This window comes from Nonomuraea sp. NPDC003804 (genome assembly GCF_040610675.1).
In the GTDB taxonomy this organism is placed as follows: Bacteria; Actinomycetota; Actinomycetes; order Streptosporangiales; family Streptosporangiaceae; genus Nonomuraea.
On sequence record NZ_JBEXMT010000034.1, the window covers coordinates 1 to 23342 of the forward strand.

Here is a 23342-nt window from a genome sequence, read left to right on the forward strand (position 1 = left end):
TACCCCGCTGCCGGGCGGCGTCGGGCGGTACGCGCCCGATGGCGGCGAGTTGGTGGGCTGGCGAGCCGGCCATGGCCCTGCGCTGGAGGTGCGGGGGGCAGGCGGGGCTGAGGGGTGGAAGTGTGGGAGGCCCGGAGTGCCGCCCGCCGCCTGCCGTCTGCTGTCGGCGCTGCGTCGCCGGGGCGGGCTGGTCACCGCGTGCATCGATCGGTTGCCCCGATGGTGGTGGCGGTGGGGTTGGCGACTGGCCGCGAGTTCGTCACGTTGTGTGATCGTGTGGTTCCGGTTGGGTGTGCCAGTAGTCGCGGGTTTCGACGGCGAGGCCGTCGGGGTCGAAGCGGGCGAAGACGCAGCCGGCCAGGACGGTGGGCTGGTCGCCGTCGAGGGCGTGGACGCGGAACTCGATGGCGGCGCGGTCGGCGTCGACGAGCGGGGTGTGGAAGGAGACGGTGATGGGGGTCTCGCCGTCGAAGGACCAGCGGATGTAGTCGAGGATGGCCGCTTTGCCGTGGTGGGGTGGGCGGAAGGGCATGCTGGTGTGGACGGCGTGGTCGGCGTAGAGGCCGGCGAGGGCGTCGATGTCGTGGTGCGTCCAGGCCTGCTGCCAGGTGTCGGCGAAGTGTTGGGCGGCGGTGCGGGTGTCCATGGCGTTGATTTAATCGGTTGCGGTTTTGTCGGTGGCGTTGGTTAGGGTGCGGGCTCGTGGCTGCTCTTCATCCTCTTATCTACGCGCGCGGGCTGGTCAAGCGGTTCGGTGACTTCACCGCGGTGGACGGCATCGATCTGGAGGTGGCGCCCGGCGAGGCGTTCGGGTTCCTGGGGCCCAATGGGGCCGGCAAGTCGTCGACGATGCGGATGATCTCGTGTGTGTCGATGCCGTCGGCCGGTGAGTTGCGGATCCTGGGGATGGATCCGGTGCGGGAGGGGCCGGCGATCAGGGCGCGGCTGGGTGTGTGCCCGCAGCTGGACAATCTCGATCCCGATCTGACGGTGCGGGAGAACCTGACGACGTATGCGCGTTACTTCGGGTTGTCGCGGGCGCAGGCGCGGGAGCGGGCGGCGGAGATGCTGGAGTTCGCGCAGTTGACGGAGAAGGCGTCGAGCAAGGTGGAGCCGCTGTCGGGTGGGATGAAGCGGCGGTTGACGATCGCGCGGGCGTTGGTGAACGAGCCTGATCTGGTGTTGCTGGACGAGCCGACGACGGGGCTGGATCCGCAGGCGCGGCATCTGCTGTGGGAGCGGTTGTTCCGGTTGAAGCAGCGTGGGGTGACGTTGGTGTTGACGACGCACTACATGGACGAGGCCGAGCAGTTGTGTGATCGGTTGGTGGTGATGGACGGCGGGCGGATCGTGGCCGAGGGGTCGCCGCGGTCGCTGATCGAGACGTATTCGTCGCCCGAGGTGGTGGAGTTGCGGTTCGGGGGTGCGCCGCTGCGGGGGTTCACGGAGCGGTTGTCGGGGGTGGGTGATCGGGTGGATGTGCTGCCTGATCGGATCCTGCTGTACGCCAAGGACGGGGACGATGCGGTGGCGGAGGTGCATCGCAGGGGGCTGGCGCCCTCCAGCGTGCTGGTGCGGCGTTCGTCGCTGGAGGATGTGTTCCTGCACCTGACCGGCCGGACGTTGGTGGACTGATGGCGCATCCGACGGTGGCGGTGCTGGAGCGGCATCTGACGCTGTACAGGCGGTTGTGGCGGGCGTCGTTGTTCTCGTCGTTCCTGTTGCCGCTGTTGTTCCTGGCGAGCATCGGGCTGGGTGTCGGCGGTTATGTCGGCACGGTGGGTGGCGTGCCGTACGTGGAGTGGATCGTGCCGGGGGTGTTGGCCTCGACGGCGTTCCAGATGGCGGTCGGTGAGTGCACCTACAGCGTGATGGGTGAGTTCAAGTGGACGCGGGGTGCGCACGCGATGTTCGCCACGCGGGTGTCGGCGTGGGACATGGTGCGCGGGTGGATGCTGTACATCGTGTTCCGGGTGCTGATCGCGGCCGTGGTGTTCTTGGTCGTGGTGGGTGCGTTCGGGGCGTTGGCGTCGGTGTGGTCGGTGGCGACGGTGCCGGTGGTGGCTTTGCTGGCGGTCGCGGTGGCGGCGCCGGTGACGGCGTTCGCGGCGTCGATCGATCATGACAGTTACTTCGCGTTGCTGTTTCGGTTCGTCATGATTCCCTCGACGTTGTTCGCGGGGGTGTTCTTTCCGGTGGAGCAGTTGCCGGCGCTGGTGCGGTTGGTGGCGTACGCGTCGCCGTTGTGGCATGCGGTGGAGTTGTGCCGGGCGGCGACGTTGGGTGCCGCTCCCCCGTGGCCGGTGTGGGCGCACGTGGGTTATCTGCTGGTGTTCTGTGTGGCGGGGCTGTATTGGGCGGCCGTCGCCTACCGTAAGCGACTTCAGGACTGATCATGGTGACCTTGGTGGTGGCCCGGCGGGTGTCGGCGGGGCGGGTCGGTGCGGTGGTGGGCCGCAATGTGGGGGCGTTGCGGAGCGGGGCCTCGTACTGGCTGGTGCTGGTGTCGGGTTTTTTCGAGCCGTTGCTGTACCTGCTGTCGATCGGGATCGGTGTGGGTGCGCTGGTGGGGCGGATTCCGCTGGGTGATGGGCGGGTGGTGTCCTATGCGGTGTTCGTGGCTCCGGCGATGCTGGCGGCGTCGGCGATGAACGGTGCGCTGGCCGAGACGACGTTCAACTTCTTCTTCAAGATGAAGTACGCCAAGACGTTCGAGGCGATCCTGGCGACGCCGGTGCGGCCGATCGAGGTGGCGCTGGGTGAGCTGACGTGGGCGATGATGCGCAGTGCGTTCTATACGGCGGCGTTCTTGCTGGTGATGGCTGTGATGGGGTTGGCCGAGCCGTGGTGGGCGCTGGCGGCTTTTCCGGCGACGATGCTGGTGGGGGTGGCGTTCGGGGCTGCGGGGATGGCGGTGTCGACGTTCTTGCGGGGGTGGCAGGACTTCGATCTGATGACGGCGGCGCAGTTCTCGTTGTTCCTGTTCTCGGGGACGTTCGCGCCGGTGGGGGGTTATCCGCCGGTGCTGGCGGCGGTGGTGGAGGTGACGCCGCTGTATCACGCGGTGGAGTTGGTGCGGGGTCTGGCGTTGGGGCGGCTGGAGTGGGCGCTGGCGGGGCACGCGCTGTATCTGGTGGTGCTGGCGGGGGTTGGGTTGTGGGTGGCGTCGCGGCGGATTCAGCGGGTGTTGTGTTCGTGAACGGCGGTCACTGAGCTGGTGGGCAGGGGGCCGTAGAGGTGGGGGAAGGTCTCGTCGGTTCCGGGTGGGGTCTCGTAGCGGATGTCGAGGCCGGTGGGGTCGATCTCCAGGAGGAGGAGCGGCTCGGTGACGTCGGCATAGAAGCGGTCGGTGACGGTTCGGGCTTGGCGGCGGTCGGCGCTGAGGTGGATGAAGCCTTCCTGGTCGAGGGTGCGGCCGCGGGTGGAGATGCGGTATTCGCCGCTTTGCTGGGCGTGGTGCCAGTCGGTGGCGTAGGCGATGTGCAGCACGGTCATGTCAGGGCCTCCAGGGCGAGGTCGACGTCGAGTTCGGTGGTGTAGAGGTGGAAGCTGGCGCGTAGTTTTCCGGCGCGTACGGCCATGCGGACGCCTGCGCGCTCGAGGCGTTGGGGGGTGTCGGGGTGGGGGCTGTCGAGGGAGACGATGGCGCTGTCGCCGGGCGGTTGGCCGAGGCCGGTGCGGAAGCGGTTGGCCATGGCGAGGTTGTGCCGGTGGATGTCGTGGATGTCGAGCTGGTTGAGCAGGTCGAGGGTGGGGGCGGCGGCGACGTAGGAGAACCAGGCCGGTGACAGGTCGAAGGCGCGGGCGTCGGGGTGGTGGGTGAGCGGCATGCCGTACATGCTGGTGCCGGAGTACCAGTTGGCGGCGGTGGGTGTCATGCGTTCGCGCAGGCGGGGTGACAGGTAGCCGAAGGCGGCGCCGCGGGGGCACATGAGCCATTTGTAGGCGGCGCAGACGAGGGCGTCGAGGCCGTCGGTGGTGAGGGGTAGCCAGCCGCAGGCTTGGCTGGCGTCGGCGATGACGAGGGTGTCGTGGGCGCGGGCGGCCTGGATGATGTCGTCGAGGGGGGCGAGCTTGCCGGTGGCCGACTGGACGAGGCTGAAGGCGACGGCGGTGGTGTCGGGGGTGATGGCGTCGGCCAGCCGGTCGGGTGGTGCGGTGTCGACGTGGGCGGCGACGGCCCACGGGTAGACGTTGCTGGTGAATTCGATGTCGGGGATGAGGACGCGGGCGCCTGGCGGGAGGGCGGTGGCGAGTTGGGAGACGATCTGGGAGGCGGTGGAGCTGACGGTGATGTCGGCGGTGGGGGCGCCGATGAGGGTGGCGAAGGCGGCGCGGGAGTGGGTGACCTGGTCGTCCCAGGGTTGCCAGTCGGTGCTGCCGTGGCGCCATTGGGTGAGTGCGGTCTGGAGCTGGTCGTAGGCGGGGGTGGGCGGCAGGCCGTAGCTGGCGGTGTTGAGCCAGCCGGGGGTGGGTTGCCAGAGTTTGCGGGCGGCGTCGAGGTGCATGCGGGTCAGCTTAGGTGGCGCGGGTGTGCGGGCCTGTGGGGAGGGCGGCTGTGGGGGTCGGCTCGGGAGCCGGTGTCGCCGGGCCTGCCGCAGGTGGAAATTGTGTCGCCTTCGGGGGGTGTGGTTTCTAGACTGCGGGCGTGCTCACGCCTTCTTTTCCGATCGTGACGGATCGGCTGTCGTTGCGTCCTTTCACCCGTGATGATCTGGCGGCTGTTCATGCATGGGAGCGGTTGCCCGAGGTGGCGCGGTTCCTGTACTGGGAGGCGCGGGATCTTGAGGGTTCGCGCGAGATGCTGGACCAGCGGGTGAGGCGGGTGGCGTTGCGGGAGGAGGGCGATCTGCTCGACCTTGCCGTGACGTTGCGGGAGTCGGGGCAGGTGATCGGGCAGGCGCTGCTGATCTGGACCAGCCGGCAGCACGAGCAGGGCGAGATCGGTTACGTGCTGCACCCTGACTACCACGGCAAGGGGTATGCGCCGGAGGCGAGCAGGGAGATGCTGCGGCTGGGGTTCGAGGAGCTGGGGCTGCATCGGATCGTGGGGCGGCTGGATGGCCGCAATACGGCTTCGGCGCGGGTGCTGGAGAAGCTGGGGATGCGGCGTGAGGCGCACCTGGTGGAGAACGAGCTGGTCAAGGGCGAGTGGACCGATGAGGTCGTGTACGCGATGTTGGGCTCGGAGTGGGCCGGCCGGTCGCGGTAGCGGGGCTGCCTGTTCGTAGCGGGTCGCCTCTTCATCGGAGGATTCGGGAGACCTGCGCCCCTACGGTCAGCCTGTGACCGAGCAGCCACCGGCAGCGCGTCGAGCATCATCGGTGCGACCGCGACCGCGACCGCGACCGCGGATCGGGAGGGGTGCAGGGTGCTGCATGCGGAGATCGCTGCGCTGTGCGGCGCGGAGGCGCGCTTGGCTGCTGTCGAGTGTGGGCTGGTGGAGGCGGCGTGTGATCTGGACGCATGCGGGCCGTGCTGGGTGAGGACCGTCTGAACGGTCTGCGGCGCCTTCTGCGGCGGTCAGGTGTGGGGTTTGCGCGGGGCGGGCAGGCAGGTGCCGCACTCCCCCGGCGATCCAGCGAGGGATTCCGTTTCGCCGTGGCTCCGGCATGCAATCCGTGGCGCCGTGGCTCCGGCGAGGGATTCCGTGGCGCAGGGTCGCCGTAGCGCAGGCAGGGCGCAGCGCCGCGCTGGAGCGGCCGGGCTGCGTGGCCGGGCATGAAAGTGGCCGGGCGTGGAAGGGTGCGCTCTCGGCTCGGCGAGGGCGGATCGCCCCTGGGCGAACTGCAAGGCGTCGACTCTGGCGCTCTTGTCCAGCGGCTGCACCGGAAGCGTGCTGAGCGGGATCAGCTATCAGCTCGGCGAGTCGCGGGCGTCTGGCGCGTGAGGGCGGCGCCGCGGACGGTGGATCGGTCCCTGGCGGGGTTGTAGAGCGTCGGCTGCCGGCGGCGCGCATCGGCGAAGTCGGCGAATAAGGAGACCTTCACCGACGCAGCCGGAGTCGCGGAACCTCTATGCCGCGCAGACGTGGTCGACGCGGGGCTCGGCTCCCCCGACCTGCTCTACGGCGCCAGGGGCAGCCTCGCGTTGTCCTCGCGCCTGGTGATCGCGGTGGGTAGGGTCGAGGAACCGGGAGAAGGGCTGGTGCCGTGGTGGCTGACTCCGATACGCGCAAGCTGCGGCTACGCACGTTCTGGGACCGCCAGGCCCCGGCCTACGACCGGAAGATGGCCTTCGCCGAACGCCGTTTCTTCGGCGACACCCGCGCGTGGCTCTGCCGGCAGGCGTCCGGCGAGGTGCTGGAGGTCGCGATCGGTACCGGCCTGAACCTCGGGCACTATCCGGGCGGGGTGCGGCTGACCGGTGTGGAGTGGAGCGAGGCGATGCTCGCGGTGGCCAGGCGCCGTGCCGGGGTGCTCGGCGTGCCGGCCGATCTGCGGCAGGCCGACGCGCAGGCGCTGCCCTTCCCCGACGCGTTTTTCGGCACGGTGGTCTGCACGTTCGCGTTGTGTGCGATCCCCGACGAGTCGCGGGCGCTCGCCGAGATGGAGCGTGTGCTGCGGCCGGGCGGTCTGCTGCTGCTGGCCGACCACGTCGCCTCTTCGTCGTGGGCGATCCGGGTGCTGCAGGCGGCGGCCGACCTGGTGAGTGTTCCGTTGCAGGGTGAGCACTTCCGCCGCCGGCCGCTGCCGCTGGTCCAGGCCATGGGGCTGGCCGTGGAACGGCACGACCGTTTCAAACTCGGCATGATCGAGCGGTTCGCCGCCCGTAAGCCCGTCGCCTGACGACGACCGCCCCCGCCCCGCCCCGTCTTCGGCGTCGCGCGCGCTGAACGTTCAGCGCGCGCCCGGGCCAGGGCGCCCGTCGTGGGACGAGGTTCCTGTCGCCCGCCTTGAGCGCGTCGAGCAGCGTCCTCATCGAAGGCGCGGCCGGCGAGGCGACCCGCCTGGACCACCTCGGGGTCGAGGTCGCCACCACCGCCGAGGTCGCCGCCGCGACGACCCGCCTGGCCGAGGCCGGGCTGGTGACGTTCGAGGAGAACGACACCTCCTGCTGCTACGCCCTCCAGGACAAAGTGTGGGTCACCGGCCCCGGCGCCGAGCCGTGGGAGGTCTACACGGTCAAGGCCGACGCCGACAACCTCGGCAAGAGCGCCGGCGGCGCCCCGCAGGCCTGCTGCACCAGCACCACCGCACCGGCCGACGCCACCGTCGGTGCCGGCGCGGACCTCGGCCGAGGGCGGCTGCGGGTGCGGCCCGTCCACGCCCTGACCGGACGAACGAGCTCCGGCAACCCGATCAACGGGACACCGGGGCTCGATGCTTCATCAACTTGGACCTGGATCCGGCCACCCGACAGCGGCCACGGGCCCCACTGACAGGAAGACCCTCCTTCGGGGCTGGGGACGCCTTCGGGAGCGGAGGGCCGGGTCGCGTGGGTGGGGCGTTTACCGGACGGGGACCTGGAGGTCGCGGAAGGAAGCGATCTTGACGTTGAGGATTTTGGTGTCCGGGAGGGCGAACAGGCTCCAGAACTCGCGGGTCTGGCCGGGAGCGAACTTCTCGGTGGCGAGGCGGACGCCGGAGACGTCGGTGCAGGCGCAGTAGGAGTCCACGCCGTTGTCGGTGGGGACCTGGAGGCGGCCGGGCAGGTACTGGCGGCGGGCGGTGGCGTCGGTCAGGCGGACGTTGCTGGCAGCCTGGTACTTGTAGGACTCCCAGTCCTGGGCGTGGTGGAGTTCGTTGAACCACGCCTCGGCCGAGCCCTCGTTGGTGACCTTGTAGGTCAGCAGGCCCAGGCCGCCGTCCAGGCGGCGCAGGCCGGTGATCTCCATGGCGATGGGCTGGCCTGCCGCCTTGCCCGTGGCGGTCAGGTCCGCGTCGGGGCCGAGGGTGGAGACGACCTCGGCGGCGGGGTCGGCGGGTTTCGGCTGCGGCTTGGCGAAGGTGACCGTAACGCGGCGGTTGCGGCGCTTGCCCTCGTCGGTGTCGTTGCCGTACAGCGGGCGGCGGGAGCCGTATCCCTTGGCCTGGAAGCGGATGCCGTTCCTGGTGAGATGGCCGGACAGGGCGCGCTGCACCGCCTGGGCGCGGCGCAGTGACAGGGGGTCGTTGATGGCGTTGTTGCCGGAGGAGTCGGCGTGGCCTTCCACCTTCACCACGGTGGTGGGTGAGGAGTCGATCAGCTTGGCCGTACGGGCCAGGACGGCCTTGGCCCGCGGGGTCAAGATTGCTTTGTCCACCGCGAAGAGCACGTCGGAGGAGAGGTTGACCTGGAGGTCGGTGCCGTCGTCCGCGGTCTCCTCCGACTTGTCCAGCGATTCCGACGGCAGGATGACGCGGCGTGTGACGGGGGTGACGGGTTCGGCGTCGGGGTCGGGGAAGTCGCCTGCCGGTGGGGCGTCGCTGATGGGGACGTCCGGCATCGGCACGCCCACGGGGGTGACGACGGTGGTGGTGGCGGGATCACCCGCCGGGGCGGGGGTGACCGCGTAGACGGTGATCGACTGGCCGGGGTCGATGAAGTAGCCGAGGTCGTCGCGGTCCTGGTCGCTGCACAGGCACGGGGAGCCGGCGGGCTTGTACGGCAGGATCCAGGTACGGGATCGGGCGTCGAGGACGCCGATCCCCGAGGCCCATTTCATCTCGCCGAGCGGGCGGGTCTGGTCGCCCATGTCGGCGGCCCAGGGCAGGTCCTCGGTGCCGGTGTTGGACAGGCGGATCTGTACGACCAGGTGTTTGCCCTTGACGCGGTTGAGCCCGACCACTTCGACCTTCATGGCCGCGTTCACGGTGCTGGTGGTCTCTGCCAGAGCCGGGCGGGTGTCCTGGCTTGACGGTGTCGCCGTGGCGGCCGGGGCGCTGGTGGCCGGGGTCGCCGCCGGTGGGGCCGCGGTGGGCGGGGCGCTGTCTGGTGGTGGCGGTGCGGCCTCGCGCAGCGGCAGGACTCCGCACCCGGTGGCGGTGAGGGTGAGGGCAGTGGCGAGGGCCAGGATGCGGTGCGGCATGGCGGAGATTGTGCCATGTCCGAAATATCTCCCGGGTCGCTTCCGGGGAGCGGCCGCCATCAGTCGCGTCCACCGGCCAGAACGGCGACGGCCTCCACCTCGACGAGCTGGTCGTTGTAGCCGAGCACGGTGACCCCGAGCAGGGTGCTGGGCACGTCGTGGTCGCCCATGTACTCCCGGTACACCTGCCAGGCCCGCCCCAGGTCGTCCTGCCGGGACGAGGCCACGTACACCGTCGTCTTGACCACATCGGTCAGCGAGGCGCCCGCCCCTTCCAGCGCGGTCACCAGATTGCGCATTACCTGATGGGCCTGGCCCGCGTAGTCGCCGATCGCGACGGTCCGGCCGTCGCGGTCGAGGGGGCAGGCGCCGGCCACCCAGATGGACCGCACGGGCGCGTCGGCGACCGCGGCGTAGGCGTACTCCACGGTCGAGGCGAGCTGGTCGTTGCGAATCAATCGGACGCCTGTCGTCACGGCATGCTCCTCAAGGTGAAAGTCGGTGCGGCCGGTTCGGTGGGTGGCCGCGGCTTGGCCGGCGGCCCGCGAAGAGGCTGCGAATTCGTAGACGTCCGCATATAATCTATATGTGCTTATTATCTGTCAACGAGTTTTCCCGGCCGCATGACAGAGCGCCGCGACCTCGCCGCCATGCTGCAGCCTCTGGTGCGGTCGCTGATCGCCGCCGAACTGCCGGTGCTGAAGGCGCACGGGATCTCCATGTGGGGCTACGCCGTCCTGAGCGCGCTCGACGACAGCGCGGTGCGTACCCAGGCCGCCCTCGCCGACTCGATCGGCGCCGACAGGACCCGCATCATCAGCACGCTCGACAGGCTTCAGGAGTCGGGGCTGATCTCCCGCACCCCGGACCCCCGCGACCGCCGCGCGAGAGTGCTGGCCATCACCGAGGACGGCCGCGGCGTCCGCAGGTCCGTGCAGGCCGGCATTCACGCCAACGAGGACCGCGTGCTCGCCCGCCTGCCCGCCGCCGACCGTCAGGCGTTCCTGCGCTGCGTGCGGACGCTGTCGGAGCTGTCCCGTGAGGACGTCACCGGCTGAGCAGCCACCGGCGACCCGTGGTCCCGCCGGGCCCGCCGGGCCCGCCTTCCCCCGGTCCGGAGGGCTTGGCCTCCCCCGGTCCGGTACGGCCGGGGCCGCTGGTGCCGGGCCCGGGGCGGGCCGTGGCTCATGCCGTCCAGCTCATGTCGTCCAGCTCATGAGGTGGAAGCGGCGGGTGACCCGGTAGCCGGCCTTGGCGTACAGGTTGGCGGCCGGGCTGTCGGCGCCGGTCCACAGGAACCAGGAGGAGTGCAGGCCTTCGGCGCGCATCATGGTCATGGCGAGGTGGAGCAGGATCGTGCCCAGGCCGGTGCCGCGCTCGCCGGGGTCCACGCCGAAGGGCCCGAACCGCTCGGGGATGCCCCGGTAGGCGCCGTAGAGGGCGAATCCGGCGAGCCGGTCGCGCCGGGTGGCGATGACCATGCGGGTGGTGTCCCTGTGGTGACGGATCGCCTCGCCCCAGTCGGGGTTGAACGTCTCGGCCGCGAACCTGATCAGCTGGGGCAGCCAGCCGTCGGTGGGGTCGCCGAAGCGGTACCCCTGGCTCTGGCGGGCGGCGCGCAGCCGGTGCACCTCGGGCGGCGTGTGGTAGCCGACCAGGGTGCGGTCCATGGCGACCGGAGTGGAGCGCGTGGTGAACCCCAGACTGGTCAGCAGGCCGAGCGCGGCAGGATACAGGTCGGGGTCGGCGCCGGGCAGGACGTAGTGGGGCGTGTAGGAGGCGAAGTCGATCCGGGTCCGCCCGGCGGCCCGCAGGAAGTCCAGGGCTTGGGTGAGCAGTCGCCGGCCGAGCCCGTGGCCGCGGTGCGCGGGGGCGACGAAGAAGAACGGGATCCAGCCGGTCTGCGGTTGCAGGTCGGTGCCGGGGGCCGGCGGGATGAGCCGGCGTACGGCGTAGGCGCATCCCACGACGTTCCCGCCGGACACGGCCACGCGCAGGCCGTCGGGGTCGAAGTTGGGGTCGAGCAGCACGCAGTCGCGAAACCACGCCGCGGTCGTCGGGTCGGCCGGGAGGCTGTGGTTCCAGGATTCGATCAGGGAGCGCTCGTCTCCGGGGGCGAACGCGCGGACTGTGATCGTCATGCCGACGAGCTTGGCGACGGGCGGGGGCGCGGATCAAGAGGGCGGCGGCCGTACCGGGGGCGCGACCGCCGCCCCGCCGTCGTCACGGCCTGATCTCGTACACCAGGTTGAAGGGGGTCTGCGCGGCCCTGCGGAAGCGGGTGAAGCCCGCCTGTTCGGCCAGCTCGCGGACGGCGCTCTCCCCCGCCTGGGCGCCCAGGGCGTAGCCGCCCGGCTGGGAAAGGCCGTTGGGCACGCACAGGAAGGTGGAGGCGCTGTAGTACAGCCGGCCCACGGGGGTGAAGTTGTCCTCGAGCTTGTCGCAGGCGTACGGCTCGACCAGCAGCCACGTGCCGTCGGCGGCCAGCGCCTGCCGTACCTGCCGGGCGGCGCCGAGCGGGTCGCCCATGTCGTGCAGGCAGTCCAGCGTCGTCACCAGGTCGTAGCCGGCGCCGCTGAAGGTCTGCGCGGTGGCCACCTCGAACTCCACCCGGCCGGCCAGGCCGGCCTCGGCGGCCCGCTCGCGGGCCAGCGTGATCGACTCGGTGTGGTAGTCGGAGCCGGTGACCGTGGTGCGCGGGTAGGCCTCGGCCAGCAGGATCGACGACGAGCCGAGCCCGCAGCCGACGTCGGCCACTCGGGCGCCGGCGGCCAGCTTGGCCTCGACTCCCTCCAGGGCGGGGATCCAGCTCGGGATGAGCTCGGCGACGTAGCCGGGCCGGAAGAAGGCGTCGCATCCGACGAACACGTCCTGGTCGTGCTCGTGCCAGCCGAGGCCCGCCCCGGTGCGGAACGCCTCGGTGACGCGCGGTTCGGCGCGCAGCATTCCCAGCGAGATCAGGAAGGCCGCCGGCGCGTTCGGGCCGTTCGGATCGGCCAGGCAGTAGGCCTGCTCCTCGCTGAGCATGAACTGTCCGGTCTGTGGTTCGTAGTCGACGTATCCGCCGGCGGCCTGGCCGCGCAGCCACTCGGTGAGGTAGCGCGGGTGGCAGCCGGTGCGTTCGGCGAACCGCTCGGGCGTGGCGGGCCCCTCGGCCAGCGCGCGGTACAGGCCGAGCCGCTGGCCGATCACGACCGAGCCGGCGGCGTCGGTGGCCGCCAGGTCGGACACGATCCGGCCCATGAACGCCGTCACCTTGTCGTGGTTCATCCCTGGTCTCCTTCCCGTCGGGCCGGCTGGTGCCTGCCTGTGGGGAAAGGTTCGGCGCGGGGGCTGTCACGGCGGTCGCACGGGCTATCTTCGTGCTAACAGGCTGAGATCTGTCCTGGTCGCGGGGTATGCCGGCCGTGGGGAGGTGCCATGTCAGTCCGGTGCGCGCCGCTGGTGCGGGTGGAGGTGCTCGGGCCGCTGCGGCTCCTGGTCGACGGCGCCCTCGTGGGGGTTCCCGGGCCGAAGCGGCGGGCGGTGCTGGCGCTGCTGGCCCTGGCCGAGGGCCGTATCGTGACGACCGATCGCCTGGTCGACGCGCTGTGGCCGGCGCAGGTGCCCGAGTCGGGGCGTCAGGCCCTGCACAACCACATCTCTCGGCTGCGGGCTCACCTCGGCCCGGCGGCGGTCCGGCTCGAGACGCGGCAGGACGGTTACCGGCTCGACCTCGGGCCCGACGAGCTGGACGTGGCGCAGGCGCGGCAGCTGCTGGCCGCGGCGCGTGCGACGGCGCGCCAGGACGCGGCCGCGGCGCTGGAGCTGCTGCGGCGGGCGCACGGGCTGTGGCGGGGGGCGCCGCTGGCCGATCTGACGGGCGTGGTGCCCATCGCCACCGCGGTCGAGGAGTGCGCGCAGCTGCAGCGCGAGGTGAGCGACGCGCTGGTCGCCGCAGCGGTCGCCGCCGGGCAGGCCGACGGCGTGCTGGCTCTGGCCGCCGCCTGCTCGGCCGCCGACCCGCTGCGCGAGCCCGGCGTTCTGCTGCTCATGCGGGCGCTGGCGGCCACCGGGCAGGCGCCGCAGGCGCTGCGCGCCGGCCGGGAGTACCGGCACCGGCTCGTCGAGGAGACCGGTCTGGACCCCACGCCCGCGCTGGACGAGCTCGAGCGGGAGATCGCCAGCGGGCAAGCCGCCTGCTCGCCGCCCGGCCGGTCCGAGGCGCCGGCCGGGCCGGCCACTGCGCTGATCGGCCGCGAACGGCAGGTGGCGGCGCTGCGCCGGCTGCTGGCCGGTGAGCGGCTGGTCACCCTGGTGGGCCCCGGCGGCGTCGGCAAGACCCGGGTCGCCCTCGAGGTGGCCCGGCAGAACGGCGCGGCCACGGTGCTGCCGCTGGCGCCGCTCACCGACCCGGCCGCGCTGCCGCACGCGCTGGCGGCGGTCCTGAACCTGCAGGTCGTCCAGGGCGATGTGCTGTCGGCCTGCCTGGCGCTGCTGGGTGACCGTCCCGGCCTGCTGGTGATCGACAACTGCGAGCACCTGCTCGACGGCGTCCGGGACCTGGCCGATGTGATCCTGTCGTGCTGTCCGGGCCTGTCGGTGCTGGCCACCAGCCGCGAACCGCTCGGGCTGGCGGCCGAGTACGCCGAACGGCTGGCGCCGCTCGCGCTGCCCGGCCCCGGCGAGGATCCGGCGCGGGCCGCGTCGGTGGCGCTGTTCGTGGAGCGGGCCGGCCGGGTGCGTCCCGGGCCGCCGCCGTCGCCGGCCGAGCTGGGTACGGTCGCCGAGATCGTGTGCCGGCTCGACGGGATGCCGCTGGCCATCGAGCTGGCCGCCGGCCGGCTGTCGACCTTCTCCCTCACCGATCTGCGTGACCGCCTCGACCGCTCGCTCGACCTGCTGGGCGGCGGCAGGCCCAGCGCCGACTCCCGGCACCGGACGCTGCGGGCGACCATCGAATGGTCCTACCAGCTGCTCACGCCCGACGAGCGGCGGCTGTTCCGGCAGCTGTCGGTCTTCGCCGACGGCGTCGACCTCGAGACCGCCGAACGGCTGGCCGCCGAGCTCGGCCTGGACAGCGATCCGGGAAGCGTGCTGGCCCGCCTCGTCGACGCCTCCATGATCGAGGCCTGTTTCGGCGGCGGCACCCGGTACCGCATGCTGGAGACGCTGCGGGCCTTCGGGCTGGACCGGCTGGCGGCGGCCGGTGAGCAGGAGGCGGCCGCCGGGCGCATGCTGCGGTGGGCGGTCGAGCTGACCGCGTGGATCAGCGCCGCCATGACCACCGAGCGGGAGCCGCAGGCCGACGCCGTCCTGCGCCGCGAGATGGCGAACCTGCGGGCCGCCTGGCGGCTGGCCCGCAGCAGCGGGTCCGTGGACGAGGCCGCGGCGATGGTGGTGGCGCTGTTCGACGCGATCGCCTACCGCGATCTGCTGGAGATCCTGGACTGGGCCGAGGAACTGGCCGAGGAACTGGCCGGTGATCCGGCGCTGGCCGCGCACCCGCGTGCCGGGGCCGTGCTCGGCACGGCGGCCGAGGCGGCCTACCATCGCGGTGACTACCGCCGGGCCGACCGGCTGGCCCGCGCCGGGCTGGAGAAGGCGGCCCGCGGCACCGGGTCGTGGCACTGCCTGGTGGCGCTGTCGGCGGCCGACCTGGCGCGCGGCGCCTACGACGAGGTCGTCGAGCACGCGCTGGCCGCGGCGGTCCTGGCCGACCGGCAGCTGGAGAGCTTCGGGATCGCGGCGCTGGCCAGAGCGTACGCGGGTGACCTGGAGCAGGCGCGCAGGCTCAGCGAGCGGCAGCGGCACGGCGGCGCGGGATCGCCCACGATGGCCTCCTGGGGCGCCTACGTCACCGGGGAGATCGAGAGCAGGGCCGGCCACAGCGAGCCGGCCGAGTGGCACTACCTTCGCGCGATCGAGCTGGCCCGCGCCTCGGGCGCGACTTTCCTGGTCGGTGTCGCCACCGTCGGGCTGCTGTCGGTGCGCGCCGGCGCCGGCCGCGTCCACGAGGCGCTGGGCGGCTACCGCGAGGTCATCGCCTACTTCGCCCGCAACGGCAACTGGACGCACCTGTGGGTCACCCTGCGCAACCTCGCCGGGCTGCTGCGCCGGCTCGGCGACGACGAGCCGGCCGCGCTGATCGAGGCCGCGGCCGAGCAGGCTCCCGACGCTCCGGCGGGAAGCGGCAGTCGCGACGCCGAACCGCTGCCCGGCGCCCCCGCCGGAAGCCGTCCTTCCGGGGGCGTCCCCATCGGAGGCGGCCGTCGCGACGGCGACACGCATGCCTGGGCGGCCGGGGCGCCGCCGGTGCCCAACAGGGTCGCCGTCCTGGAGGTGGCGCGGCAGGCGATCGAGCGGAACCTCACCCGCTCATGAGACTCCGCTCGACGAACGCCTCGTCGCTCACCCACGCCGTGTAGAGATCGACGCCCAGGCCGGCGATGAGCCCGGCGGTCTGGCTCTCCTGCGCCGCCAGGGCGCGGACCTTGCGGGCCGCGGTCGCCGGGTCCAGCACGAGGTCGACGGCCAGCCGGTGGGCGGGCGTCATGATCGGGTGTCCCGGCGGGAAGACGCCCAGGCTCTTGTTGAGCGCGCTCCAGCGCGGTGCCCGCCGTTCGGAGAAGGTGGCGTACAGCAGCCGCGCCCCCGGCGGGGCGGCGCGGTCGAAGGCCGCGCTCGCCCAGGCCGAGACCGCCCGATGGTCGGGGTGGCCGGTGATGCCGTCCGGGCCGAAGGTCAGCACGGTGTCGGGGCCTACCCGTTCGATCAGCTCGCACAGCGGCGCGACGGCCTCCGGTTCGGGGGCCGCCGCGCAGTGACCGTCGCGGTGGTCGAGCCAGTGATGCTCGGCGACGCCGAGGATGCGCAGGCAGCGTGCCAGCTCGCCGGTGCGGGCGGCGGCCAGCCTGGGCGGCGGCCAGTCCACGTGGGCGGTGCCGCGCTCGCCGCGGGTGGCGGTCACGCACACCACGCGCGACCCGTTGTCGCGTGCCATCGCCATCAGCCCGCCGGACAGGTAGGCCTCGTCGTCCGGGTGCGCCCAGATCCCCAGGACGGTGCCCAGCCCGGCGACGACGGCCGCAGGAGAGTCGATCATGACGTGCCGGCCTTTCTGGTGTAGATCTTGTGGAGGGCCAGCGCCGCGGCCAGGCACGCCACGGCCGGCAGCCACAGGCGGCCGGCGCCGGCCGTATCGACCAGGAGGCCGCCGAGCAGCGCGCCGGTGGCCGACCCGAGGTGGACCGCGCAGCTGTTGAGGGCCAGCGGCAGCGGCGCGGGCCCGTCGCCCAGGCCGATCAGGCGGTGCTGCTGGGCGGGGACGAAAGCCCAGGCCGCGATCCCCCACCCGGCTGTGACGGCCAGCGCCCCGGCCGGTACGGCCGCGACGTGCGCGAGCGCCGCGAACATGACCGCCAGGGCGGTGAGCGCCGGCACGATGACCCGGCCGGTGCCGCTGCGGTCGGCCGCGCTGCCGCCCCACCACACCCCTGCCAGGCCGCCGATGCCGAACGCCGCGACGGCCGCCCCGAGCTGTCCTGGCGCGGCCTCCAGCAGCGACGGCAGGTAGGTGTACATGCCGAAGGAGGCGGTCATCACCAGGAAGGTCACGCCGAGCGCCCCGGCCACGGCCGGCGAACGCAGCGGGCGCAGCCGCTCGCGCACGGTCGCGCGTGCCGGCGGGGCGGACCCGGCCGGGGTCAGCAGCAGAGCGCCGACGGTGACCGCCGCGAGCACGGCGACCAGCCCGAACGCGGCCCGCCACGACAGCGCCGCGGCCAGCGTCACACCCAGCGGGGCGCCCGCCACCATCGCCGCCGACGTGCCGGCCAGGATCACCCCCAGTGCGCGCCCCCGGTGCGCGGCGGGGACGGCGGCCACGGCCGCCGCGCCGGCGGCAGGCACGTAGACCGACGCGGCGAGCGCGGCCGGCACCCTGACGGCGAGCAGCGCGGGGAAGGCCGGTGCCGCCGCCGCCAGCACGCTCAGCGTCCCGAACAGCGCCATCGAGCCGACCAGCACCCGCCGTGGGGGCCGCCCTCCCAGCAGGGCGCTGAGCAGCACCGCGCCGATCGCGTACGCCAGCGCGAACACCGTCACCGTCAACCCGGCGGTGCCGATCGTGACGTCGAGGTCGTGGGCGATCCCGGCGAGGAGGCCGGCCATGACGAACATGTCGGTACCGATCGCGAACGTGCCGGCGGCGAGCGCCGCGACCGGGAGCCAGCGCTGCCGCCCGGGTGTGCGGGTCGTCCGGTCCAGGACCGTTGCCATCTCATCACCTCCGTGGTCCTGCTTGCGATGCTCGGAGCACGGCCTGGCACGGCACTACCGCGGCGCTGACATGGCGATAACACGGCGCTAACACGGCCCTGATGCAGGCGCGCGGTGAGAGATGCCCGGCGCCGGCCGCTCACTGGTGCCGCGGCGCGGGGTCCTCGCCGGCCAGGAAGCGCGTGATCTGGGCCGCTCCGGTCCTGGCCAGCCAGGTGCGCAGGTCCATCAGGCCGGGGTGCAGCGCGCGGGTGAAGGCGACGTCGGCGCGGTAGCCGCGTTCGTTGAGCCAGGTGTAGGCGTAGGCGAACTCCTCGCCGATCTGCGCGATCACCCCGATCGGGATCTGGACGTACGGCAGCCGCCGCCCGACGGCCTCGGAGACGGCCGCGGCGAGCCGTACCGGGGTCAGCTCGTCCCCTGCCAGGTCCACCGCCCGGCCGATCCAGTCGTGCGGGTGGGCGAAGGCCATGGCGGCGAAGACGCCGACATCGTCGACGGCCATGATCTGCTGCGGCACGTCGGCCGCGAACGGGGCGGTCACGCTGCCGTCGCGCAGGTGGTAGCCGCCGGTGTAGTTCTCCATGAACGAGACCGGGCGCAGGAAGGTGGCGGGCAGGCCGAGGCGGGCGATGTGCTGTTCGACGCGCCACTTGCTCACCACGTTCTGGGGCAGCTTCTCGGTGTTGTGGCGGCCCGCTCCGGCGACCGAGGCGTACACCAGGTGCCGGACGCCGGCGGCCTGTGCCGCGTCGGCGACGTTGCGGCCCCAGCGGACCTCGTCCTCGGTGGAGAAGCCGGCCGGGGTGCCCGGGGAGCCGACGGTGGGCTGCACGCCGAACAGGCCGTGCGCGCCGTCGGCCGCGGCGATGAGGGAGGCGACGTCGTCCATCTCGGCGCTCACGAGGTCGGCGCCCGCCGCCGCGAGTGCCCTGGCGCGGGCGCCTTCCGGGTCGCGGGTCACCGCGCGTACCCGCCAGCCGTCGGCCAGCAGGTGCGCCGTCACGGTACGGCCCTGCAGGCCGGTCGCCCCCACCACCACGATGGTGTTGTCCGCGGGGTTCACAGTGTTCACAGTGTTCACGTTGTGGCTCCAGAAGATGGGCATGCTGAGGCCGCCCCACTAAGTGGGGTGGTCCTCCGGTTATGGTCGGCTAGAATATGGAGGGACACCCCGTTTCTGCAAGCCCCCAGGAGAATCGATGCCGTCCGAGCGGCCGATGCGCGCCGACGCGCGCCGTAACTACGACCGCCTGCTCGCCGCCGCCGCCGCGGTCGTCGCCGAACAGGGAGCCGAGGCGTCGCTGGAGGAGATCGCCCGGCGCGCGGGCGTCGGCTCGGCCACCCTGCACCGGCACTTCCCCTCCCGCCGGCGGCTGCTGGAGGCTGTCTTCCGCGACAAGGTCGAGACCCTGTGCGCCGCCGCCACCGACCTGGCCGGCGCCCCCGACCCCGAACAGGCGCTGGTCAGCTGGCTCGGCGCCGTGGCCGCGCACGCCGTGTCCAACCGGGGCCTGGCCGCCTCACTGATGGTCGGCTCCGACGACGGCGATCCCCTCGTGGGAGCCACCTGCCACACGATGATCGTCGAGGCCGGACAGGGCCTGCTGGCCAGGGCCCGGCAGGCGCGCGCCGTACGGTCCGACGTCTCGATCGTCGAGCTGCTCACCCTCGTCCACGCCATCTCCCTGGCCGCCGAGCGGCAACCCGACGGCGCGGCCCTGGCCGACCGGCTGCTCACCCTCGTTCTGGACGGCGTGCGCCCCCGGCCGGAAGGCCCGCCTCGCTGATGGCGCCGCCGGGAGGGTACCGGCTCCCCGGCAAGGCGTGACGCTCAACGGCCACCCGCCGCGACGGACCGGAGAAGGATCTCAGCGGCCACCCGCCAAGCCGGCCCTGGAAAGGTGCGAGCCGCCCGCGGGGCGGGCGACTTCACCGGCCGGGCCCGCGAGCTGGGGCCGCTGCGTGAGCCGGCGGGCAAGGCCGCACCCGACCGCGCGCGAGGGGGGCCGAAGGAGTTCACCATCGAACGCTCCCGGTCACCGCAAGGATCGTCGTGAACGCCTCAAGAGGGGCGGCTCAGCCGATGGCTCGCAGGGCCAGGTCGAGCAGGGTACGGGCGTCGCCGGCCGGGCGCTGCTCGACCACGTGCTCCAGCCACAGCGCCGAGACGGTGGTGTAGAGCAGCCGCACGCGGGCGTCGGAGGCGGGCAGGCCGAGCGCGTCGGCGATGACGGCCACGCAGCCGTCGGTCCAGCGGCGGGCGATCTGTTGCAGGACGGGATCGCGTCCGGCGTGCACGTACAGCTCCCACAGCGCCAGCTGGCGCATGCGGTCGGCCGCGACGACCTCGTCGAGGACGGCACGCGGCCCGTGGTCGGCCACCCACCGGCGGGTGGCGGCCAGCTCGACGTCGACGAGCCGGCCGAACGCCTCGGCCAGCAACTGGTCGCGGGAGGCGAAGTAGTAGGTGGTGGCCGCCAGCGGGAGCTCGGCCCGCTGGGCGACGGCGCGATGGCTCACCGCGGCGAAACCGCCCTCGGTGAGCAGGTCGACGGCCGCCTCCAGCAGCGCGGCCCGGCGCTTTCGGGCGCGCGTCTGCTGCGGCCGGCCGGCCGCCTCAGGCCTGTCCCGCTGCGCGGTCCGCGCCGGCCGTTCCGGCCGCTCGGGCCCCTGGGGCTCCTCGGGCCGCTTGAGCTCCTCCGGCTGTTCGGGCTGTTCCGGCTGCTCGGGCCGCTCGGCCGGTACGGCGTGCCCGGCCGCCCGCCCCGTCAATGGGCACCGGCCAGGTTGAGCACGACCACCCCGCCGATGATCAGCAGGATCCCCGCGACTTTGGCCAGGGTGAGACTCTCCCCCAGGAACGCGGCGCCGATGAGCGCGATGGCGGCGGTGCCCACACCGGACCAGACGGCATAGGCGGTTCCGACGTCCATGTGCGCCTTCAGCACCTGGGCCAGCAGGACGAACGAGGCGACGTATCCGGCGACGACGACCAGGCTCCAGCCGAGATGGCTGAAACCGTTGCTGAGTTTGAGCGCGGACGTCGCCACGACCTCTGTCGCGATCGCGCCGAAGAGCAGCAGCCAGGCCATGGGGGACCCTCCCGCAAAAACTGGTACGACCGTACCAGTTTAGCGGGTGGCCTGCCGCGACGCCTAGCCCCCGGATCCCGTCGCCCGGGCCGGGCGCGCAGGACTGGGAGCCCCGGACCGGGCACCGTTGCCGGAGACGGGCCGGAGACGGGCCGGCCGACAGGGCCGACGACGGCGGAGGCGGCGCGGGGACGCGGGGACGCGGGGCCCGCGAAGATCTGGTCCGCGATGCGCCCCGCCCGTCCGCGGTCCCTGGGGCGAGGTGTACCCCGCCCGGCCGCGGTCCTGGGGCGAGTGGAGGCCGGACGGGTCGCGTCTGTTGTGCTCAGGCGGTCTTGACGGCGGACAGGTCGAAGTCGAGGGTGACCTTTTCCGAGATCATCACTCCGCCGGTCTCCAGGACGGCGTTGTAGGTGATGCCGAAGTCCTTGCGGTTGATCACGGTGCTGCCTTCGAAGCCGACCCGGGTCAGACCCTGGGCGTCGACCGCGGTGCCGGTGTAGTCGAGGGGGATGGTGATCTGCCTGGTCACGCCACGGATGGTCAGCCGGCCGGTGACCTCGAAGCTGTCGCCGCCGACGTGCTTGACCCCGGTGGACTCGAAGGTGATGGAAGGGTGGCCGGCGGCGTCCAGGAAGTCGCCGGTGCGCAGGTGGGCGTCACGCTGCTGGTTGCCGGTCTGGATCCCGGCCACGTCGAGGACCACGTGGACGCTGGAGGCGGCGGCGTCGCCGGCGTCGAGGAAGGCGGTCGCCTCCTTGACGGGGATGCTGCCGTGGACCTTGGTGACCATCGCGTGCCGGGCGACGAAGCCGAAGCGGCTGTGCGCGGGGTCGATGGTGTAGGTGCCGGTGGACGCGCTGGGATGCATGTCTCGCTCCAAGCCGATTAGTTCAGTGCTGGAAGATTCGGCAGGACAGTACATCGGCTTATTTCAGCGCGCAACTTTTGAGTACGATGGCTTCGTGACACGATGGCTCAACGACGACGAACAGCGCGCCTGGCGGGCATTCGGGCTGGCCACCCGCCTGCTGACCGACCGCCTCGAGCGCGACCTGCATGCCGCGGCCGGCATGCCGCCCACCTACTACGAGCTCCTCGTCCTGCTCTCCGAGGCGCCCGAGCGGACCATGCGCATGAGCGAACTGGCGCACTGGACCAACTCCAAGCCGAGCCGCATCTCCCACGCGATCAACAAGCTCGAGGCGAAGGGGTGGGTGCGCAGGGAGCACTACGCCGACGACCGGCGCGGCTGGCTCACCGTCCTGACCGACGACGGCCTGGCGGCCCTGCAGGCCGCGGCCCCCCGGCACGTGGCCAGCCTGCGCGAGCATCTGATCGATCTGCTCACCCCCGAGCAGCTCCGGCACCTGGGCGACATCAGCCAGGTCCTCCTCGACCACCTGACCGCCGACCCGGAGCCGGCCAAGGACGCCGGAGCCGGCCATGGAGAGTGAGGCCGTGGCGCCGAACCTCGATCGCCGGCTACCGGGCGGGGCCCCGAGGTGCACGTCGGTGAGGAGGGCCCAGGACGTGCGGTGATCTCAGCGCCGGCGTCGCCGTGTGGCCGGCACTCCATGCCGGGCGGCGCGACTCCAGCGGGGGGCCACAGCGTGGCGGCCTCAGGCCGGCAGCATGATGAGGCCTGCGACAAGCAGCCCGGCGACGACCAGGACCGCCACGAGCAGCGCCACCGTCCCGAACCGGCGGCGGATCAGTTTCGCGTTGTGTGCCATCGGTATTCCTTCCCTTCGCGGATGTCTGTCGTCTCGCCACGAACCGCTGTCGTGGCGCAGCGCGCCCGGGCAGGCGTCACCGTTGAGGGCCGGGGCGGCCGTTCACTCCTGCTGCCCGCCGGTCAGTTCCCGCACGCGGCGCAGCAGCGCCGCCCTGCGGGCATGGGCGCGCACGGCCAGCACCAGCGCCGCCGCGACGAACAGTCCCCCGACGGCCAGCGCCAGGACCAGGCCGGCGCCACGCTGAACGGCGGCCGCGGCCAGGACCGCCGTGGTCGCCAGCGAGGCGGCCAGGCCGATCGAGGCGGCGATCACCCGGTCGGTGGCGAACAGCGGCACCCGGCGCGTCAGCAGCCACCCGCCGTAACCCGTCCAGGCCAGGCAGAACACGGTGAACAGGGCGAAGGCCAGGTGGGTACGGCCGGGCAGCGGGCCCGGCTCGCTCCACCACAGCGCGGCCACGAACACCGCCCCGGCCAGCCCGGCCACCAGCGCCGTCACCGCCCGCAGGCGCCTGCCCGGTGACAGCGACGGCTCCAGCCGTTCGATCATCTCCTGCGCCGACAGGCGCGGTCGCTCCTCGGTCACGGCCGGTATCCCTTCTCCTCCAGGCGGGCGCGTAGCAGGCGACGGGCGCGGTTGAGCCGGGACTTGACGGTGCCGACCGGGACCCGGCAGATCTGCGCGCAGTCCTCCACCGGCAGGTCCTCCAGGTAGAACAGCACGAGGACCTCCCGCTCCGGCACCGGCAGGGCCGACAGCAGGCTCACCAGCTCGGCCCGATCCACCACGGCCTCCACCGGGTCCTCGGCGACCACGTCGCCGGCCGCGAGCGTCTCCTGTTCCCGGGCGTACTGGTCGCGCAGGCGGTCGGTCACCGACCGGCGGGCGATCGTGAACAGCCAGGGCGCGAACCGGGACGGCTCCCGCAGCCGGGGCAGCCCCCGGACCACGGCCAGCCAGATCTCCTGGGTCACGTCATCGGCCCGTTCGGCATCCAGCATGCGCCGCACGTAGGTCCACACCGGCATCCGCCAGCGGGCCACCAGTTCGGCCAGCGCCGCCCGCTCGCCCAGCTGCGCGCGCACCACCAGCAGCTCATCGGTCATCACGTCCTCCCGTCACCCCGAACAGTCGGGCGGCGCGCCGGTCAGGTTCACCACTTGCGCATCTTTCCGGCCATCGGGCAAGGGCGGCCGGGTCCTGGCTGCTCAGGCCGCGCGTCCTTGCCGCCGGCCGGGC

The 23342-nt window shown here is 72.6% G+C and carries 24 protein-coding genes and 1 pseudogene; 10 read left to right on the forward strand and 15 right to left on the reverse strand.

The window, feature by feature from the left end; translation table 11 throughout:
• Positions 1-259 precede the first annotated feature (259 nt).
• On the reverse strand, positions 260-646 hold the full coding sequence (locus tag ABZX22_RS36105) for a nuclear transport factor 2 family protein (RefSeq protein WP_354918495.1): 387 nt from the start codon (positions 644-646) through the stop codon (positions 260-262).
• 56 nt (positions 647-702) lie between these two features.
• Between ABZX22_RS36105 and ABZX22_RS36110 the strand changes: the two genes are divergently transcribed.
• Genes ABZX22_RS36110 through ABZX22_RS36120 form a run of 3 tightly spaced genes read left to right on the forward strand, consistent with a single transcriptional unit; the run spans position 703 to position 3199 of the window.
• Positions 703-1635, forward strand: coding sequence for an ABC transporter ATP-binding protein (locus ABZX22_RS36110; protein WP_354918498.1), 933 nt, complete (start codon positions 703-705; stop codon positions 1633-1635).
• A complete protein-coding gene (locus ABZX22_RS36115) occupies positions 1635-2393 on the forward strand; it encodes an ABC transporter permease (RefSeq protein WP_354918501.1) in 759 nt (252 codons plus the stop codon). The genes ABZX22_RS36110 and ABZX22_RS36115 overlap by 1 nt, the downstream gene beginning before the upstream one ends.
• 2 nt (positions 2394-2395) lie before the next feature.
• Positions 2396-3199 carry an ABC transporter permease gene (locus ABZX22_RS36120; RefSeq protein WP_354918504.1) on the forward strand — a complete coding sequence of 268 codons (804 nt, stop codon included), beginning with the start codon at positions 2396-2398 and terminating at the stop codon, positions 3197-3199.
• Here the strand turns inward: ABZX22_RS36120 and ABZX22_RS36125 are convergent.
• On the reverse strand, positions 3178-3495 hold the full coding sequence (locus ABZX22_RS36125) for a DUF952 domain-containing protein (protein WP_354918507.1): 318 nt from the start codon (positions 3493-3495) through the stop codon (positions 3178-3180). The genes ABZX22_RS36120 and ABZX22_RS36125 overlap by 22 nt on opposite strands.
• A complete protein-coding gene (locus tag ABZX22_RS36130) occupies positions 3492-4508 on the reverse strand; it encodes an aminotransferase class V-fold PLP-dependent enzyme (RefSeq protein ID WP_354918510.1) in 1017 nt (338 codons plus the stop codon). Before ABZX22_RS36130 ends, ABZX22_RS36125 begins: the two co-directional genes overlap by 4 nt.
• A 140-nt stretch (positions 4509-4648) precedes the next feature.
• On the opposite strand from ABZX22_RS36130, the gene ABZX22_RS36135 reads away from it, so the two are divergent.
• From ABZX22_RS36135 to ABZX22_RS36145, 3 genes and pseudogenes are all read left to right on the forward strand, one after another.
• Positions 4649-5212, forward strand: a complete 564-nt coding sequence (locus ABZX22_RS36135) for a GNAT family N-acetyltransferase (protein WP_354918513.1) — start codon at positions 4649-4651, stop codon at positions 5210-5212.
• A gap of 943 nt (positions 5213-6155) precedes the next feature.
• Positions 6156-6788 carry a class I SAM-dependent methyltransferase gene (locus ABZX22_RS36140; protein ID WP_354918516.1) on the forward strand — a complete coding sequence of 211 codons (633 nt, stop codon included), beginning with the start codon at positions 6156-6158 and terminating at the stop codon, positions 6786-6788.
• A gap of 125 nt (positions 6789-6913) precedes the next feature.
• A pseudogene (locus ABZX22_RS36145) lies at positions 6914-7147 on the forward strand (glyoxalase/bleomycin resistance/dioxygenase family protein); the annotation flags it as partial.
• Between the two features lie 303 nt (positions 7148-7450).
• Here ABZX22_RS36145 and ABZX22_RS36150 read toward each other — a convergent pair.
• Positions 7451-9010: an OmpA family protein gene (locus ABZX22_RS36150; protein ID WP_354918519.1), complete on the reverse strand. Its 1560-nt coding sequence runs from the start codon at positions 9008-9010 to the stop codon at positions 7451-7453.
• Between the two features lie 59 nt (positions 9011-9069).
• On the reverse strand, positions 9070-9486 hold the full coding sequence (locus tag ABZX22_RS36155) for a RidA family protein (protein WP_354918521.1): 417 nt from the start codon (positions 9484-9486) through the stop codon (positions 9070-9072).
• 147 nt (positions 9487-9633) lie between these two features.
• Here ABZX22_RS36155 and ABZX22_RS36160 point away from each other — a divergent pair, with 147 nt between their 5' ends.
• Entirely contained in the window at positions 9634-10068 is a 435-nt protein-coding gene (locus tag ABZX22_RS36160; RefSeq protein WP_354918524.1) for a MarR family transcriptional regulator, read from the forward strand.
• A 141-nt stretch (positions 10069-10209) separates the two neighbouring features.
• Here ABZX22_RS36160 and ABZX22_RS36165 read toward each other — a convergent pair whose 3' ends face one another.
• Positions 10210-11151: a GNAT family N-acetyltransferase gene (locus ABZX22_RS36165; protein ID WP_354918527.1), complete on the reverse strand. Its 942-nt coding sequence runs from the start codon at positions 11149-11151 to the stop codon at positions 10210-10212.
• Between the two features lie 82 nt (positions 11152-11233).
• Positions 11234-12280, reverse strand: coding sequence for a class I SAM-dependent methyltransferase (locus ABZX22_RS36170; RefSeq protein WP_354918530.1), 1047 nt, complete (start codon positions 12278-12280; stop codon positions 11234-11236).
• Positions 12281-12430: 150 nt separating this feature from the next.
• Here ABZX22_RS36170 and ABZX22_RS36175 point away from each other — a divergent pair, with 150 nt between their 5' ends.
• Positions 12431-15373 carry a BTAD domain-containing putative transcriptional regulator gene (locus ABZX22_RS36175; RefSeq protein WP_354918533.1) on the forward strand — a complete coding sequence of 981 codons (2943 nt, stop codon included), beginning with the start codon at positions 12431-12433 and terminating at the stop codon, positions 15371-15373.
• Here the strand turns inward: ABZX22_RS36175 and ABZX22_RS36180 are convergent.
• The 3 genes from ABZX22_RS36180 to ABZX22_RS36190 form a co-directional block, all read right to left on the reverse strand.
• Positions 15360-16094: a PIG-L family deacetylase gene (locus tag ABZX22_RS36180; RefSeq protein WP_354918536.1), complete on the reverse strand. Its 735-nt coding sequence runs from the start codon at positions 16092-16094 to the stop codon at positions 15360-15362. The two genes, ABZX22_RS36175 and ABZX22_RS36180, sit on opposite strands and share 14 nt — an antisense overlap.
• Entirely contained in the window at positions 16091-17269 is a 1179-nt protein-coding gene (locus ABZX22_RS36185; RefSeq protein ID WP_354918539.1) for an MFS transporter, read from the reverse strand. The genes ABZX22_RS36180 and ABZX22_RS36185 overlap by 4 nt, the downstream gene beginning before the upstream one ends.
• Before the next feature lie 139 nt (positions 17270-17408).
• Positions 17409-18344: an NmrA/HSCARG family protein gene (locus ABZX22_RS36190; protein ID WP_354918542.1), complete on the reverse strand. Its 936-nt coding sequence runs from the start codon at positions 18342-18344 to the stop codon at positions 17409-17411.
• 127 nt (positions 18345-18471) lie between these two features.
• Here ABZX22_RS36190 and ABZX22_RS36195 point away from each other — a divergent pair, with 127 nt between their 5' ends.
• Positions 18472-19059 carry a TetR/AcrR family transcriptional regulator gene (locus ABZX22_RS36195; RefSeq protein ID WP_354918545.1) on the forward strand — a complete coding sequence of 196 codons (588 nt, stop codon included), beginning with the start codon at positions 18472-18474 and terminating at the stop codon, positions 19057-19059.
• Positions 19060-19348: 289 nt separating this feature from the next.
• Here the strand turns inward: ABZX22_RS36195 and ABZX22_RS36200 are convergent, their stop codons facing one another.
• From ABZX22_RS36200 to ABZX22_RS36210, 3 genes are all read right to left on the reverse strand, one after another.
• Complete coding sequence (locus ABZX22_RS36200; protein ID WP_354918548.1) at positions 19349-20044, reverse strand: TetR family transcriptional regulator; 696 nt, start codon at positions 20042-20044, stop codon at positions 19349-19351.
• On the reverse strand, positions 20041-20364 hold the full coding sequence (locus ABZX22_RS36205; RefSeq protein ID WP_354918551.1) for a multidrug efflux SMR transporter: 324 nt from the start codon (positions 20362-20364) through the stop codon (positions 20041-20043). Before ABZX22_RS36205 ends, ABZX22_RS36200 begins: the two co-directional genes overlap by 4 nt.
• 325 nt (positions 20365-20689) lie before the next feature.
• Positions 20690-21235: a YceI family protein gene (locus tag ABZX22_RS36210; protein WP_354918554.1), complete on the reverse strand. Its 546-nt coding sequence runs from the start codon at positions 21233-21235 to the stop codon at positions 20690-20692.
• A 94-nt stretch (positions 21236-21329) separates the two neighbouring features.
• On the opposite strand from ABZX22_RS36210, the gene ABZX22_RS36215 reads away from it, so the two are divergent.
• Positions 21330-21821: a MarR family transcriptional regulator gene (locus ABZX22_RS36215; protein ID WP_354918556.1), complete on the forward strand. Its 492-nt coding sequence runs from the start codon at positions 21330-21332 to the stop codon at positions 21819-21821.
• A gap of 381 nt (positions 21822-22202) precedes the next feature.
• On the opposite strand, the gene ABZX22_RS36220 is transcribed toward ABZX22_RS36215, so the two are convergent.
• On the reverse strand, positions 22203-22688 hold the full coding sequence (locus tag ABZX22_RS36220) for a hypothetical protein (RefSeq protein WP_354918559.1): 486 nt from the start codon (positions 22686-22688) through the stop codon (positions 22203-22205).
• Positions 22685-23209: a sigma-70 family RNA polymerase sigma factor gene (locus tag ABZX22_RS36225; RefSeq protein WP_354918562.1), complete on the reverse strand. Its 525-nt coding sequence runs from the start codon at positions 23207-23209 to the stop codon at positions 22685-22687. The genes ABZX22_RS36220 and ABZX22_RS36225 overlap by 4 nt, the downstream gene beginning before the upstream one ends.
• Positions 23210-23342 lie beyond the last annotated feature (133 nt).